The organism is Streptomyces montanisoli, from assembly GCF_017813245.1.
In the GTDB taxonomy this organism is placed as follows: domain Bacteria; phylum Actinomycetota; class Actinomycetes; order Streptomycetales; family Streptomycetaceae; genus Streptomyces; species Streptomyces montanisoli.
The window spans coordinates 1-14,065 of sequence record NZ_JAGIQL010000156.1; the positions used below are offsets into that span (position 1 = coordinate 1).

The following is a 14,065-nucleotide window of genomic DNA, read 5'->3' on the forward strand; positions in this document are numbered from 1 at the left end:
GGCGGCCAGTGCGTCGAGGTGGCCGACGCCGTGCACAGCGTCCACGTACGGGACTCCAAGGACACGAGCCGTCCCGGCCTCACCACCCGTGCCGACGCCTGGCGGGCGTTCGTCGGGTTCGCCGCCGGCACCCCGGTGGTCGCCTGCGAGCGGGACGCAACCCGAGGGGCGGCGGGCGGCGCGCTCGGCGGCATGCCGGCGCGAGCGCGGCATCGGGGCGGCGGGTGTGGCGGGAGGTGGGTTCACTTGGGCGGGTTACTGTTCGGATCGTGCTTCCTGGGATGCTCTGCGCGCTCGGCGCCGCCGTCTGTTTCGGTACCGCGGCCGTACTCCAGGCCGTCGCCACGCGCAGCACCGCGCCCGGCAGCGGCTCCGGAGTCGACGCGGCGCTCTTCCTGCGCGCCGCGCGGCAGTGGCGCTACCTGCTGGGGCTCCTGCTCGACGCGGGCGGGTTCGCGCTCCAGATCGTCGCGCTGCGCTCGCTGCCCATCTACGTCGTCGGCGCGGCCCTCGCCGCGAGCCTCGCCGTGACGGCGGTGGTGGCCGCGCGGCTGCTGTCGGTGCGGCTGAGCCGTACCGAGTGGACCGCCGTCGCGGTCGTCTGCTGCGGGCTCGCCATGCTCGGCCTCGCGTCGGGGCCCGAGGGCAACACGGCGGGCTCGTCCACGCTGCGCTGGGCCATGCTCGCCGTCGCCGCGTTCGTGCTGCTCGTGGGCGTCGTCGGCGGGCGGCTGCCGGGCCGGGCCAGAGCGCTCGTGCTCGGCCTCGGGTCGGGTGTCGGATTCGGCGTCGTCGAGGTGGCGGTGCGCCTCATCGACTCGCTGGACCTCGCGTCGGGCCGCTTCTGGACGAACCCCGCGCTGTACGCGCTGCTCGCGGCGGGCGGCGCCGCGTTCCTGCTGCTCACGTCCGCGCTCCAGCGCGGTTCCGTGACGACCGCGACGGCGGGCATGGTGGTGGGCGAGACCGTCGGCCCCGCGCTCGTGGGCGTCATCTGGCTGGGCGACCGTACGCGGCCGGGCCTCGGCTGGCTGGCGGTGCTGGGCTTCGCCGTCGCGGTGGCGGGGGCGCTGCTGCTGGCCCGCTTCGGCGAGGCCCCGGACGCCGCCGCGGCAGCTGCGGACGTGGCGGGCAACGTCACACCCGGCAGTGCGGCGGGAGCCGTGGAGGCACCCGGGGCACCCGGGGCGCCCGGCGCCACAGGATGACACCGGACGGCCCACCACGGCGGCCGCGGCCGCAAGCGGTGCCGTGACTCCCGGGCGGTCCGCGCCGCCCGGCGCGGCACGTGGTGCGGGGACCGGCCGCTTCGCGCCGGGCCACGCACCAGGCGTCAGCGGATCACATGCGGTACGAACCGCGCGTACTCGTCCGTCACGAGCCCCGACGACTCCCTGATGCTCAGGCCCGCCGCCTCGTCCTCGACCACCCACGCGCCGAGTACGACGCGGTTGCCGTCGAAGTCCGGCAGCGCCGACAGCTCCTGGTAGCAGCAGCGCTCGTCCCGTACCGGCGCGGACTCGCCCGGGCCGTGGATGCCGTGGATCATGACGCCGTCGCCCTCGCGGCCGAGCAGCGGCTTCGAGACGTAGCCCGGGCCGTTCGCGGCGAGCTCGCGCGGGCCGTCCAGGTAGGACGGGAGCAGGTTCGGGTGGCCCGGGTACAGCTCCCACAGGATCGCCAGCAGCGCCTTGTTGGACAGCAGCATCTTCCAGGCCGGCTCGATCCAGCACGTGGTGCCCGTGCCGCCGCCGTTGTCCAGCGTGGCGAGCACGTGCGGCCCGAACTCGTCGGTGGCCAGCCACTCCCACGGGTAGAGCTTGAAGCAGCCGCGGATGAAGCGGAGCTTGTCGTCGACGAACCGGCCCGCGATGTCGTCCCAGCCGATCGACTCGACCGACAGGGCCTCCGTGTGGAGTCCGGCCTGTTCGGCCGTCTCGCGCAGGTAGGCGACCGTCATCAGGTCCTCGCCCAGCTCGTCGAGCTCGCTGTGGACGAAGTGCAGCGGGCCGGGCGGCAGCAGGGCCGCCTGCTTCTTCCACGCGTCGACGAGCCGCTCGTGCAGGGAGTTCCACTGGTCGGCGCCCGGGAAGCGCTCCTCCATCCAGAACCACTGCGCGCTCGCCGCCTCGACCAGTGACGTGGGCGTGTCGGCGTTGTACTCCAGCATCTTGGCCGGGCCGCCGGCCCCGTCGTAGCGCAGGTCGAACCGCCCGTATATCGAGGGGAGTTCGTCCCTGCGGCGCCAGGAGTCCGCGACCGCGTCGGCGAGTCGGCGGTCGGTGATGCCGAGGTCGGCGAACCGGTCCTCGGCCACGATGTGTTCGGCCGCGGCGAGGCACATCGTGTGGAGTTCCTCGACGACCTCCTCAAGCGCCTCGACCTCGGGCAGTGTGAAGGAGTAGTACGCGCTCTCGTCCCAGTACGGCCGCAGCGAGTCGTCCGGGTAGCGGGTGAGCGGGTAGATCACGCCCTGCGCCTCGACGATGCGCTGCCAGTCGGGGCGCGGTTCGATCGTGTGGCGCCTCACCGGCAGCTCCGTGCGGCGGCCCCGATGCGCGCGCCGCCGTCAGCCACCGCTCGAACCCTTGCGGCTGCCGCCGAACCCGCCCCGGTGGACGGCCGACTTACTGAACCCGCCGCCCGAGACACGTCCCTTGGTGACCGTCCCGCCGTAGTAGTAGCGGCCGTCGCCGTGGCCCTTGCACCTGCTGTCGGGCAGCAGCTTGTGCGTCGTCGGGTCGACACAGCGCTTGTCGGGATCGTTGCCGCACGCCACGAGCGTGGTCGCGAGCAGTCCCATTCCCCCGAGCACGACAGCGCTCGACCTCAACTTCCGGCGCGTGGTCACGCGCCACCCCCTTGTTGTCCTTCTTCACGTCAACAGCGTGCCAACCACCGTAGTACGTACGTGCGGAACGCCACCAGCCGCGCAGCGCCCAAGTCAGGGCAGGACGCGGCACAGTGCGTCGAGCGCGCCGTGCCACGCGCTGTCCGGCGGCGTCCCGTAGCCGACCACCAGCGCCGCACGCTTCCGCACGCCCGGCAGGCCGGCCGCGTCCTCGTGGACGTAGGAGCGCAGCCCGTCCACAGCGAGGCCCTGCCAGGCGGCCGCCGAGGTCACCGACTCCTCGGTGCCCGGCGGGAGTTCGAGCACCGCGTGCAGGCCGGCCGCGATGCCGGTGACCCGGATTCCCGGCGCGCGCTCCGCGATCGCGTCGACGAGCTGGTCACGGCGGCGGCGGTAGCGCAGCCGCATCGCGCGCACATGCCGGTCGTACGCCCCCGACGCGATGAACTCGGCGAGGGTCAACTGGCCGATCGCGCCGGGCGCCCAGTCCGAGTGGCCCTTGGCGGCGACCACCTCCGCGACCATCGCGCGCGGCACCACCATCCAGCCGATGCGCAGTCCTGGCGCGAGCGACTTGCTCGCCGTGCCGAAGTACACGACGCGTTCGGGGTCGAGGCTCTGGAGCGCGCCCACCGGCTGCCGGTCGTAGCGGAACTCGCCGTCGTAGTCGTCCTCGAGGACCAGCCCGCCGGTGCCGCGCGCCCAGTCCACGACGGCCGCGCGGCGCCGCGGGGTCAGGGGCACCCCGGTGGGGAACTGGTGGGCGGGCGTGAGCAGGACGGCGCCCGCGCCGCGCACGCCGGGCAGCGCGGAGGTGACGGTGCCGTCCCCGTCGAGCGGCAGGCCGGGCGTGTGCAGCCCCGCGTCCGTCAGCAGCGACCGGTACTGCGGGACCCCGTACGCCTCGACGGCGACCGTACGCACGCCCCGCGCGCCGAGCACGGAGCCGATCAGCCGGAGGCCGTGGACGAAGCCCGCGCACACGATGACGCGGTCCGGGTCCACGCGCACCCCGCGGGCGCGTGCGAGGTAACCGGCGAGCGCGGTGCGCAGCTCGATCCGTCCGCGCGGGTCCCCGTACCCGAAGGCGTCGTTCGGCGCCGCGGTCACGGCGCGCCGGGCCGCCGCGAGCCACTGCGCGCGCGGGAAGGCCGCGAGCGTGGGGCTGCCGGGCAGCAGGTCGTAGCGGGCGTTGGCGCCGCGCACGGGCCCTGGCGCCGACGGCGAGGGCCCGGGCAGCGGTTCGCCCACGGCCCTGCGGGGCGCCGTGCGGCGGGCGACGCGCGTGCCGGAGCCCTGCCGTGAGGTGAGCCAGCCCTCGGCCGCGAGTTCCGCGTAGGCGTCGGCGACGGTGTTGCGCGCGACGGACAGGTCGGCGGCGAGGACGCGGGAGGAGGGCAGCCGGGTGCCGGGCGCGAGGCGTCCGCTGCGTACGGCTTCGCGCAGCGCCTCCATGAGCGAGGCGCGCAGGCCGTGCCCGGCGCGAAGCTCCAGGTCGTCGAGGTGCAGGTCGGCACCGAGCCCGGATGACGCGCCCGCCTGCCGGCTCACCGCGCCGCCGCCGTGCCGTCTGCCGGATTGGCCCACCGTTCCACCACGGGAATGGACCATACACCTGTGCCACTGGCTGCCTACCGTGGACGGCATGACAGCCAACGAACGCAATGACCAGCGCATCCAGGAGCACACCCCGCGGCTCGACATGGCGAAGCTCGCCCCCGACGTCTACAAGGCCATGGTCCGGCTGGACGCGGCGGCCAGGCAGGGCGTCGACCCGACGATCCTCGAACTGGTCAAGATCCGCGCCTCGCAGATCAACCACTGCGCGTTCTGCCTCGACATGCACACCAAGGACGCGTTCGCCGCGGGCGAGTCGGTCGAGCGGGTCGTCCAGCTCAGCGCCTGGGAGGAGTCGCGGCACTTCTACACGGAGCGGGAGATCGCCGCGATCGAGCTGACCGAGGCGGTCACGGTCCTGACGGACGGCTTCGTGCCGGACGACGTGTACGAGAAGGCGGCCAAGCAGTTCGACGAGACGGAGCTGGCGCACCTGATCTCGGCGATCACCGTGATCAACTCGTGGAACCGCTTCAGCGTCACCACGCGGATGGCACCCGGCCACTACACGCCCGCCGGGCACCACCACTGACGCGGAAACGCCGGAACTCCCCGCTTCGTGCGGGGAGTTCCGGCGTTTGGCTGAGTCAGTACCGTCAGATCAGGCCAAGCGCGCGGACGGCGTCGCGCTCCTCCGTGAGCTCCTTGACGGACGCGTCGATGCGCGAGCGCGAGAACTCGTTGATGTCCAGGCCCTGGACGATCTCGTACGTGCCGTTCTTCGTGGTGACGGGGAACGAGGAGATCAGGCCCTCCGGGACGCCGTACGAGCCGTCCGAGACGACACCCATGGACGTCCAGTCGCCCTCGGCGGTGCCGGTGACCCAGGTGTGGACGTGGTCGATCGCGGCGTTGGCGGCGGACGCGGCCGAGGACGCGCCGCGCGCCTCGATGATCGCGGCGCCGCGCTTGGCGACGGTCGGGATGAACGTGTCGGCGAGCCATGCCTCGTCGTTCACGGTCTCCGCGGCGTTCTTGCCGGCGATCTCCGCGTGGAAGATGTCGGGGTACTGGGTGGCGGAGTGGTTGCCCCAGATGGTCAGGCGCTTGATGTCGGCGACCGACGTGCCGGTCTTCTGCGCGAGCTGCGTCAGCGCGCGGTTGTGGTCGAGGCGCGTCATCGCGGTGAAGCGGCCGGCCGGTACGTCGGGCGCGGCGGCGCGGGCGATGAGGGCGTTGGTGTTGGCCGGGTTGCCCACGACGAGGACCTTGATGTCGTCGGCCGCGTGGTCGTTGATGGCCTTGCCCTGCGGCTTGAAGATGCCGCCGTTGGCCTCCAGCAGGTCGCCGCGCTCCATGCCCTTCGTGCGGGGGCGCGCGCCGACGAGCAGGGCCACGTTCGCGCCGTCGAACGCCTTGTTCGCGTCGTCGGTGATCTCGATGCCGCGGAGCAGCGGGAAGGCGCTGTCGTCGAGCTCCATCGCGGTGCCCTCGGCGGCCTTGAGACCCTGCGGGATCTCCAGGAGCCGCAGGCTGACCGGCACGTCCGCGCCGAGGAGTTGGCCGGAAGCGATGCGGAACAGCAGCGCGTAGCCGATCTGGCCGGCCGCGCCGGTGACGGTGACATTCACGGGAGTGCGGGTCATGGCGGTCTCCGATAGCAAGCTGACGGTGGGGTACCGCCCTGGTGTGCGGGCCCCCTGGTGTGCGGGACGGCTCCCCACACCCACCGGAGCGGCCACCGGTCCGGATCGCGGCCGGAACCTTCCGAATCTTGATGTGAAGAGAAATCCAGCGGCCAGGCTATCCGACCGGCGCCCTCGGACACCTGCGCCCCCGGGTGGCGTGGCTCACCGCGCGCTCGCGCAGCCGCGGGGCCCGTGGGCGGGGGTGAGGCAGGCGCGGAGGCCGTGCGGGTCCGCGGCGGCGACCATCGGGGTGTACGTGCCGACGCCGGCGCCCGCGTCCGCTTCCGCGCCCGCGGCGACGGGGCTGCCGCCCGGGGTGATCCGCAATGTCGCGCCGGACGGGGCGCCGGTGACGCGCGCCCATGCGGCGCGGCAGGTGGCGCTGTACCTGACCTCGACGTAGGCGCCGCCGACCCGGGCGGCGGCGAGGGTCGATGCGTTACCGCCCGCGCATCCCGTGGCCTCCGGGTCCTCGCCGGCGCAGGCCCCGGGGGCGCACCGGACGCCGCCGGGGAGCGACGGGCCGGCGGACGCGGACGCCGAGGCGGAGGGTGAGGGCGAGGCGGTGGCGGCCGGGTCGGTGGCCGTGGGTGCGGGTGCGGGCGCCGCCGCCTTGCCGCCCGAGCGGCCCGAACCGCCGTGGCCGCCGGGGGCGGCCGGTGACGTACGCGAACCGGCCGCCGCAGTATGCCCGTCACCGCCGCCGAGGCCGGTCAGCAGCACGACGGCGAGCACGACCAGGGCGACGCCGACGGCGGTGGCGACGAGCGTGCCGGTACGCGCGTGCCGCGGCCGCCGGTCGCCGTGCGGGCGCCCACCGGGCCGGGAGTGACGCGGGGCGTGCGGGTGCCCGGTGCCGCGCCGTGACGGGGCCGGCCGACCGCCCTCCCCCGTCACGGAGGCGGGCGCGTGCGACTCGGCGCGGTCCCAGAGTTGGAGCAGGGGGTCCCTCTGCGTGCCGAGCGCCTCGGCGAGTGCCGCCGTCGCCTCGCGCGAGGGCCTGCGCAGGCCGCGTACGTACGCGTCCCACTCGTGACGGCCGCGGCCGGTCCTCGCCGCCACCGCGTCGAGGCTGAGGCCGCTGCGGTCGATCAGCTCCCGTATGCGGTCGGCGAGTTCACCCGCTGGATCCGTGCCACGGCGCGCCATCCGTTCCCCTCCCCGGGCGCACTCACGGCGCCCGGGCAAGTGTCCCACCGTTGCCGGGCGATCACACCGGGTCGCGACGGGCGCGAAGGCTCCGGCCTACGGCACGGTCGAGTGGACCACGCTCTGCAGGAACGGGATGTCCAGCAGCGGCCTGGGCTGGATCATCAGCGCGAACAGGATGATCGCGACGCCGAGCAGGCCGTACGTGACCATGTCGGTGAAGCGCGACCGCACGGCGAGCATGCCGACCGACGACACGGTCCTGCGGAGCACCGCCCCGCCCACCAGCGCGGCGCCGACCATGATCGTCCCCACCCGGAAGGCGGCCTCGAAGGGGTGCACGCCGACCGTCAGCAGCCCGAACGCGGCCACCACGAGCACGCTGACCAGCGGCCACTGCCTGACGGGCGCGGGCGCGTCGCCCGACGCGGCGCGCCCGGCGCCCTCGGGCGGCGGGAAGTCCCTGGTGCCGGGCGAATCCGTCGGTCCCTCCGCGGGCCCGACGGCGGTGGCGCCGTGCAGCCGGGCCGGCTCCTCGTCCCGGCTCTCCGGCGCGGCCTCTCCCGCGCCGCCCGCGCCGCTGCCCTCGGCCCCATCGCCGGACTCGCCCGCGTCCCGCTCCTCCCCGGACGCGGGGGCGGGGGCGGGGGCCGGCTCGACGGCAGCGGGGCGGCCAGGCGCCGGCGCGTCCTCGCTCACGCCGCGCCCACCGCGCGCTCGGCCGCCTCGACGACGTTGACCAGCAGCTCGGCACGCGTCATCGGGCCGACACCGCCCGGGTTGGGCGAGAGCCAGCCGGCCACCTCGGCCACGCCGGGGTGCACGTCGCCGACAATCTTGCCGTTCTCGTCGCGGCTCACGCCGACATCGAGCACGGCCGCGCCCGGCTTCACGTACTCGGGCTTGACGATGCCGGGCACGCCCGCCGCTGCCACGATGATGTCGGCCTGCTTGAGCTGCGCCGCGAGGTCACGCGTGCCGGTGTGGCACTGCGTGACGGTGGCGTTCTCGGACTTGCGCGTCAGCAGCAGCGGGATCGACCGGCCGACGGTGATGCCACGCCCCACGACGACGACGTGCGCGCCGTTGATCTCGACGCCGTGGTGGCGCAGCAGGGTGACGATGCCGTTCGGCGTGCAGGGCAGCGGGCCCGTCTCGTTCAGCACCAGGCGGCCGAGGTTGGTGGGGTGCAGCCCGTCGGCGTCCTTGGCCGGATCGATGAGTTCCAGCACGCGGTTGGTGTCGACGCCCTTGGGGAGCGGCAGTTGCACGATGTAGCCGGTGCACGCGGGGTCGTCGTTGAGTTCCCGCACGACGGCCTCGATCTCCTCCTGCGTGGCGGAGGCGGGCAGTTCGCGCTGGATCGACGCCATGCCGACCTGCGCGCAGTCGCGGTGCTTGCCGTTGACGTACCAGCGGCTGCCGGGGTCGTCGCCGACGAGGAGCGTGCCGAGGCCGGGCGTCACGCCCCGCTCCTTGAGGGCCGCCACGCGGGCGGTCAGATCGGACTTGATCGCGGCCGCAGTGGCCTTGCCGTCGAGAATCTGGGCGCTCATACCCCCATCCTCGCGGATGACCCCGCCCGGGTTCCAATTCGGCCCCTCCGCTGCTCCGGGCACGTTGCGCTTGCACAACGGCGACGCGAAGCGACTGGACAAGGTACATATCGCGCCACGACGATGTCCCGGTAGAACCGCGGCAGTGCAGGGGGGCGTCCGCTCAGTTCGTCATGCTTCCTCCGCGCGGACCGCTCGTCCCCGCACCATCACGGAGGAATCGTCCATGAGCTTCGGCGAGCCGAACAGCCCGTACGGGCAGCCCCAGGGCCAGCCGCAGGGCCCGGCCCAGGGCCAGCAGCCCGGCTACGGCTATCCCGCGGGCCCGCCGCAGGGCCCGGCCCAGGGACAGCCCGGCTACGGCTACCCGCAGGCCCCGCCCGTCCAGGCGTACAACGGCGGCTACCCCGGCGCCAACACGATGACCGAGATGCCGGGAGGGGTGAAGGCCGCGCGCGTGATGCTGTGGATCATGTCGGGCCTGTGCCTGATCGGCGGCCTCATCTTCATCGTCGCCGGTGTCGCCATCAACGGTGCCAAGGACCACACGAGTGACTCCCAGCTCACCAGCCTGATGGACAAGAGCACGTCCATGGTGATCGGCATAGCCGTCCTCGCACTGGTGTGGTGCGTGCTGCTGGCCGTGCTCGCCGTCAAGGTCAAGAACGGCGGCAACGGCCTGCGCGTCACCCTGATCGTGGTCGGTGTGCTCACCGCCATCCTGGCGCTCTACCCGTTCACCGTCCTGGGCATCGTGCACCTGGTGCTGTCGATCCTGGTGATCGTGTTCGTGGCGAAGTCCGACGGCGCCGCCTGGTTCAACCGCCGCCGCGCCTGATCCGGACGCGAACGGCGACGGCCGGGCCCCTCGAGCGAGGGGCCCGGCCGTCGCCGTTCCTGATGGGCGCGGCTCAGTGGAAGAAGTGGCGCGTGCCCGTGAAGTACATCGTCGCGCCGGCCTTCTTCGCCGCCTCGATCGACAGCTCGTCGCGCACGGAGCCGCCCGGCTGCACGACCGCACGCACGCCGGCCTCCAGCAGGACCTCAAGACCGTCCGGGAACGGGAAGAACGCGTCCGACGCGGCGAACGAGCCGCGCGCACGCTCCTCGCCCGCCCGCTCCACCGCGAGCTTCGCGGAGTCGACGCGGTTGACCTGGCCCATGCCGACGCCGACGGACGCGCCGTCCTTCGCCAGCAGGATCGCGTTGGACTTCACCGCGCGGCACGCCTTCCACGCGAACGCCAGCTCGCGCAGGTCCGCGTCGGACAGGGCCTCGCCCGTCGCGAGCGTCCAGTGGGCCGGGTCGTCGCCCTCGGCCTGGAGCCGGTCGGTGGCCTGGAGCAGCACTCCGCCGTCGATCGGCTTGACCTCGTGCGTGTGCGCGGGCGCCTCGGGGCAGCGCAGCACGCGGATGTTCTTCTTGCGCGACAGCGCCTCGACCGCGCCGTCCTCGTAGGCCGGGGCGACGATGACCTCGGTGAAGATCTCCGCGACCTGCTCCGCCATCGCGACCGTCACCGGACGGTTGACGGCGATGACGCCGCCGAACGCGGACAGCGGGTCGCACGCGTGCGCCCTGCGGTGCGCCTCGGCGACGTCGTCGGCGATGGCGATGCCGCACGGGTTGGCGTGCTTGATGATCGCGACGCACGGCTCGGCGTGGTCGTACGCGGCACGGCGCGCGGCATCCGTGTCCGTGTAGTTGTTGTACGACATCTCCTTGCCGTGCAGCTGCCCGGCGCCCGCGAGGCCCGCGGCGCCCGGGGTGCGGTAGAGCGCGGCGGGCTGGTGCGGGTTCTCGCCGTAGCGCAGGACGTTCGAGCGCTCGTAGGTGGCGCCGAGGAACTCCGGGAAGCCGCTGTCGTCGGCAGCCTCGCCGGTGGCCGTGTAGTCACCCGCGAACCAGGTCGCGACGGCCACGTCGTACGCCGCGGTGTGCTGGAACGCCTCGGCGGCGAGCCGCTTGCGCGCCGCGAGGTCGAAGCCGCCGCCGCGCGCGGCGTCGAGCACGTCCGCGTACCGCGCGGGGCTCGTGACGATCGCGACGGACGGGTGGTTCTTGGCGGCGGCGCGCACCATCGAGGGGCCGCCGATGTCGATCTGCTCGACGCACTCGTCGGGCGTGGCACCGGACTCGACCGTCTCACGGAACGGGTAGAGGTTCGAGACGACCAGCTCGAACGGCTCGATGTCGAGGTCGGCGAGCTGCTGCCGGTGCGCTTCGAGGCGCTGGTCGGCGAGGATGCCCGCGTGGACGCGCGGGTGCAGCGTCTTGACCCGGCCGTCGAGGCACTCGGGGAAGCCGGTCAGCTCCTCGACCTTGGTGACGGGCACACCCGCGGCGCCGATCCTCGCGGCGGTCGAGCCGGTGGAGACGAGCGTGACGCCCGCCTCGTGCAGCCCCTTGGCGAGCTCTTCGAGGCCTGTCTTGTCGTAGACGCTGACCAGTGCGCGGCGGATGGGCCGCTTCGTACCTTCGGCGGTCACTGGATCGTTACCTTTCGTCCCTCGATGCGGTAGCCGTGCCGGGCCAGACGCCCCACGACATCGACGAGCAGCCGTCGCTCGACTTCCTTGATGCGCTCATGGAGCGCGGTGCCGCCGTCCTCGTGGTCCTCGTCCCGGATCTCGACCACTGACTGGGCGATGATCGGGCCGGTGTCGACGCCGTCGTCGACGAAGTGGACGGTGCAGCCCGTGACCTTCGCCCCGTACGCGAGCGCGTCGCGCACGCCGTGGGCGCCGGGGAAGCTGGGCAGCAGGGCGGGGTGCGTGTTGACGAAGCGCCCGCCGAACGCGGCGAGGAACTCCTTCCCCACGATCTTCATGAAGCCCGCGGAGACCACCAGGTCGGGCTCGTACGCGGCGGTGGCCCCGGCGAGCGCGGCGTCCCACGCGTCGCGCGTCGCGTGGTCGCGAACCCGGCAGACGAACGTGGGGATGCCGGCGCGCTCGGCGCGTGCCAGGCCCTCGATGCCGTCGCGGTCGGCTCCGACCGCGACGATCTGAGCCCCGTAGGCGCCGCCCTCGGCGGAGATCCGGTCGATCAGCGCCTGGAGGTTGGTGCCGGAACCGGAGGCGAGGACGACGAGGCGTGCGGGGCGGTCCTCGCGCTCTTGGCGGTCCTCGCGGTCCTGGCCGTCTGAGGGGGGCGGTGGGGGCGGGAGAGCCACGGCACGGGCGCCTTTCTCGGAGCGTGCACGACCCGGCTGGGACGGATGCGGGCTTTGTACGGTCGTACGAACGCGTCGTGCCCCCGGATCTGGGGAACTCTACGAAGGAGCCGACCGTCAGCAACGATACCGGCATCTCCTTCGGCCCCCACGGGACGGGGGCGTGGCCGGGAGGTAGCGTCAAGGGACAGACCTGTCCTTATGACGGGCCATGACGACGACGGGACCCCGGACTGCGGGTCCGAGGGGAAGACGTTCACCAGATGCAGGACCGACGCAGCACGGTACTCCGCCTCCCGCAGCACGCAGGCCCTGTGCTGCTGCGGGAGCGCCAGTCCTCGTCTTCCACGGGCCCCTCGGACTCCTCCGGCTCCTCGGGCTCGGGCTCGGGCTCCGGCTCCGGTACGTCGGGCGGCTCGGGCTCGGGCTCCGCCTCGTCGGGCGGCTCGGGCTCCGGCTCCGGCTCGTCGGGCGGCTCGGGCTCGGGTTCCGGCTCCGACGACAACCCGTTCGCGCCGCCGCCCGAGGGCAGCCCGGACCAGCCGTGGAGCCCACGCCACCGGCCGCAGGGCGGCTCCGAGGGCGGCGAGGAGCACGGCGGCGGCCGGGAGGGCGACGAGCGTCCCGTGTGGGGCGGCCAGTGGAGCGGCAGCCAGCCCGGCAGGTCGGGCGACGGATTCGGCGGCCGCACGGGCGGCCAGGGCCCTTACGGTCCCGACCCGCGCCAGGGCCAGGGCGGCGGCCCCGGCGGCCCGGGCGGGCCCGGCGGCGGCCGCGGCATGCGCTGGGACCCGACGGACGTGTACCAGCGCCGCGCGCGCTACGCGCTGCTCGCCGGCATGTGGGCCTTCTTCTTCTCGCTGTTCAGCATCCCCGAGGTGGCGCTGCTGCTCGGCGTGCTCGCCATCTACTGGGCGATCAGCAGCCTGCGCGCCAAGAACCGCGGGAACGGCGCGGCGGGCGAGGGTGCCGGGCCGGCGGGCGCGGGCTCCACCGCGGCCCGCAGGCCCGACCCGTTCGCCCCGCCGCCGCACCAGGAGGCGTACCCGTCGACGTCGGACCGCGCCTACGCGTCCGCCGGCGTCCACCACCCGCCGCCGTCACCGGAGGAGCAGGCGAGGCCGCAGCACACGGTGGCCATCAGCGGCCTGGTGGCGGCGGGCCTCGCGCTGCTGATCGTGGCGTCGACGTACTCGATGCAGTTCGTCTACTCCGACTACTACACGTGCGTGCACGACGCCCTGACCCACGAGGGCCAGGTGGCGTGCAACAGCCACCTGCCGAAGTCGCTGGTGCCCTTCCTCGGCCTGAGCGACTGACGGGCCTCGTCGCGTCGTCTCAGTGCTCGTCCTCTTCGCCGTCGGCGGGGGCCGGGGCGGGCGCGGGGTCCGCGGTGGGCAGTGCGGGTGGCGGGGACGTTGGTGAGACCGGGGTCGGGGGTGCCGGCGGGGCCGAGGGTGGCGCCGGGGCCGTGGGTTCCGGGGTGCGGAACTCGGGGGGCTGCCAGGAGGTGTACGGCGTCGAGAAGTTGGTCATCGTGTCCTCGGAGACCTGCTTGAGGCCGGCCAGACGTGCCTCGCGTGCGCCGCGTTCGTGCCAGGAGTCCGCGGACAGGAAGTCGTAGGCCCCGCCGCCCGCCTGGGCCCCCGCCTCGGTGTCGTGCGGTGGGCGCGCCTTCCGGCGCCACCAGGTGGTGGGGCGCGTCCAGCGCCGGGCCGGGGTTTCGGCCTCCGCGTCCGGCGGCTGCGCGGCCTGCGTGACGGATGCGACGGGCGTGATGGGCGTGACGGATGCGATGGGCGCGGGCTTCGCCGACTCGTCGGTCGCGGCGTCCGCCTCGTCAGTCTTCGTGCGCCTGGTCCACCACGTCGTCAGCCGCGCCCACCGGCCCTGCGCCGGCTCGTCCGCCTCGTCCGTCTGGTCCGGCGCCGTGGACGAGCGCGGCTCCGGCACGTCCTCGGCGTACGCCGCCTGCTCGCTGTCGCGCAGCCGCCAGGCGCGCACCGCCAGCGCGTACGGGACGGCGAGCGCGGCCGTCCACAGGAGCGCGGCGGCGCCCGCCGCCCACCACACCGGGCCGAACGCCGCC

The 14,065-nt window shown here is 74.0% G+C and carries 13 protein-coding genes and 1 pseudogene; 4 read left to right on the forward strand and 10 right to left on the reverse strand.

Annotation, left to right across the window (positions count from 1 at the left end; genetic code table 11):
* The first annotated feature begins 281 nt into the window (after positions 1-281).
* Positions 282-1,208, forward strand: coding sequence for a DMT family transporter (locus JFN87_RS26940; RefSeq protein ID WP_209344051.1), 927 nt, complete (start codon positions 282-284; stop codon positions 1,206-1,208).
* Positions 1,209-1,333: 125 nt separating this feature from the next.
* On the opposite strand, the gene JFN87_RS26945 is transcribed toward JFN87_RS26940, so the two are convergent.
* The 3 genes from JFN87_RS26945 to pdxR form a co-directional block, all read right to left on the reverse strand.
* Positions 1,334-2,530, reverse strand: coding sequence for a glutathionylspermidine synthase family protein (locus tag JFN87_RS26945; protein ID WP_209344031.1), 1,197 nt, complete (start codon positions 2,528-2,530; stop codon positions 1,334-1,336).
* 39 nt (positions 2,531-2,569) lie between these two features.
* Complete coding sequence (locus JFN87_RS26950) at positions 2,570-2,803, reverse strand: hypothetical protein (protein WP_209344052.1); 234 nt, start codon at positions 2,801-2,803, stop codon at positions 2,570-2,572.
* A 141-nt stretch (positions 2,804-2,944) separates the two neighbouring features.
* Positions 2,945-4,306 (reverse strand): MocR-like pyridoxine biosynthesis transcription factor PdxR, encoded by a 1,362-nt coding sequence (pdxR, locus tag JFN87_RS26955; protein WP_307865607.1) that lies wholly within the window; start codon positions 4,304-4,306, stop codon positions 2,945-2,947.
* A gap of 190 nt (positions 4,307-4,496) precedes the next feature.
* On the opposite strand from pdxR, the gene JFN87_RS26960 reads away from it, so the two are divergent.
* Positions 4,497-5,000, forward strand: coding sequence for a carboxymuconolactone decarboxylase family protein (locus JFN87_RS26960; RefSeq protein ID WP_209344036.1), 504 nt, complete (start codon positions 4,497-4,499; stop codon positions 4,998-5,000).
* Between the two features lie 64 nt (positions 5,001-5,064).
* Here the strand turns inward: JFN87_RS26960 and JFN87_RS26965 are convergent, their stop codons facing one another.
* The 4 genes from JFN87_RS26965 to JFN87_RS26980 form a co-directional block, all read right to left on the reverse strand.
* Positions 5,065-6,054 (reverse strand): malate dehydrogenase, encoded by a 990-nt coding sequence (locus JFN87_RS26965; RefSeq protein ID WP_209344038.1) that lies wholly within the window; start codon positions 6,052-6,054, stop codon positions 5,065-5,067.
* Positions 6,055-6,258: 204 nt separating this feature from the next.
* Complete coding sequence (locus JFN87_RS26970; protein WP_209344040.1) at positions 6,259-7,245, reverse strand: DUF2690 domain-containing protein; 987 nt, start codon at positions 7,243-7,245, stop codon at positions 6,259-6,261.
* A gap of 96 nt (positions 7,246-7,341) precedes the next feature.
* Entirely contained in the window at positions 7,342-7,944 is a 603-nt protein-coding gene (locus tag JFN87_RS34425) for a DUF3017 domain-containing protein (protein ID WP_209344042.1), read from the reverse strand.
* On the reverse strand, positions 7,941-8,801 hold the full coding sequence (locus JFN87_RS26980) for a bifunctional methylenetetrahydrofolate dehydrogenase/methenyltetrahydrofolate cyclohydrolase (RefSeq protein WP_209344044.1): 861 nt from the start codon (positions 8,799-8,801) through the stop codon (positions 7,941-7,943). The genes JFN87_RS34425 and JFN87_RS26980 overlap by 4 nt, the downstream gene beginning before the upstream one ends.
* A 226-nt stretch (positions 8,802-9,027) precedes the next feature.
* Between JFN87_RS26980 and JFN87_RS26985 the strand changes: the two genes are divergently transcribed.
* Positions 9,028-9,639, forward strand: a complete 612-nt coding sequence (locus tag JFN87_RS26985) for a hypothetical protein (RefSeq protein ID WP_209344046.1) — start codon at positions 9,028-9,030, stop codon at positions 9,637-9,639.
* Between the two features lie 73 nt (positions 9,640-9,712).
* Here JFN87_RS26985 and purH read toward each other — a convergent pair whose 3' ends face one another.
* Positions 9,713-11,290 carry a bifunctional phosphoribosylaminoimidazolecarboxamide formyltransferase/IMP cyclohydrolase gene (gene purH, locus JFN87_RS26990; RefSeq protein ID WP_209344048.1) on the reverse strand — a complete coding sequence of 526 codons (1,578 nt, stop codon included), beginning with the start codon at positions 11,288-11,290 and terminating at the stop codon, positions 9,713-9,715.
* Positions 11,287-11,976 carry a phosphoribosylglycinamide formyltransferase gene (purN, locus tag JFN87_RS26995; RefSeq protein WP_307865606.1) on the reverse strand — a complete coding sequence of 230 codons (690 nt, stop codon included), beginning with the start codon at positions 11,974-11,976 and terminating at the stop codon, positions 11,287-11,289. The genes purH and purN overlap by 4 nt, the downstream gene beginning before the upstream one ends.
* Positions 11,977-12,239: 263 nt before the next feature.
* Between purN and JFN87_RS27000 the strand changes: the two genes are divergently transcribed.
* Positions 12,240-13,295 carry a hypothetical protein gene (locus tag JFN87_RS27000; RefSeq protein ID WP_209344049.1) on the forward strand — a complete coding sequence of 352 codons (1,056 nt, stop codon included), beginning with the start codon at positions 12,240-12,242 and terminating at the stop codon, positions 13,293-13,295.
* Between the two features lie 19 nt (positions 13,296-13,314).
* Here the strand turns inward: JFN87_RS27000 and JFN87_RS27005 are convergent.
* Positions 13,315-14,065, reverse strand: a pseudogene (locus JFN87_RS27005) (hypothetical protein); the annotation flags it as partial.

What these genes read in the sequence shown, in the direction of transcription:
- JFN87_RS26940 (WP_209344051.1), top strand. Translation starts at nt 282, where the DNA reads ATGCTCTGCGCGCTCGGCGCCGCCGTCTGTTTCGGTACCGCGGCCGTA.
- JFN87_RS26950 (WP_209344052.1), bottom strand. Translation starts at nt 2,803, where the DNA reads ATGGGACTGCTCGCGACCACGCTCGTGGCGTGCGGCAACGATCCCGAC.
- pdxR (WP_307865607.1), bottom strand. Translation starts at nt 4,306, where the DNA reads ATGGAGGCGCTGCGCGAAGCCGTACGCAGCGGACGCCTCGCGCCCGGC.
- JFN87_RS26960 (WP_209344036.1), top strand. Translation starts at nt 4,497, where the DNA reads ATGACAGCCAACGAACGCAATGACCAGCGCATCCAGGAGCACACCCCG.
- JFN87_RS26965 (WP_209344038.1), bottom strand. Translation starts at nt 6,054, where the DNA reads ATGACCCGCACTCCCGTGAATGTCACCGTCACCGGCGCGGCCGGCCAG.
- JFN87_RS26970 (WP_209344040.1), bottom strand. Translation starts at nt 7,245, where the DNA reads ATGGCGCGCCGTGGCACGGATCCAGCGGGTGAACTCGCCGACCGCATA.
- JFN87_RS26980 (WP_209344044.1), bottom strand. Translation starts at nt 8,801, where the DNA reads ATGAGCGCCCAGATTCTCGACGGCAAGGCCACTGCGGCCGCGATCAAG.
- JFN87_RS26985 (WP_209344046.1), top strand. Translation starts at nt 9,028, where the DNA reads ATGAGCTTCGGCGAGCCGAACAGCCCGTACGGGCAGCCCCAGGGCCAG.
- JFN87_RS27000 (WP_209344049.1), top strand. Translation starts at nt 12,240, where the DNA reads ATGCAGGACCGACGCAGCACGGTACTCCGCCTCCCGCAGCACGCAGGC.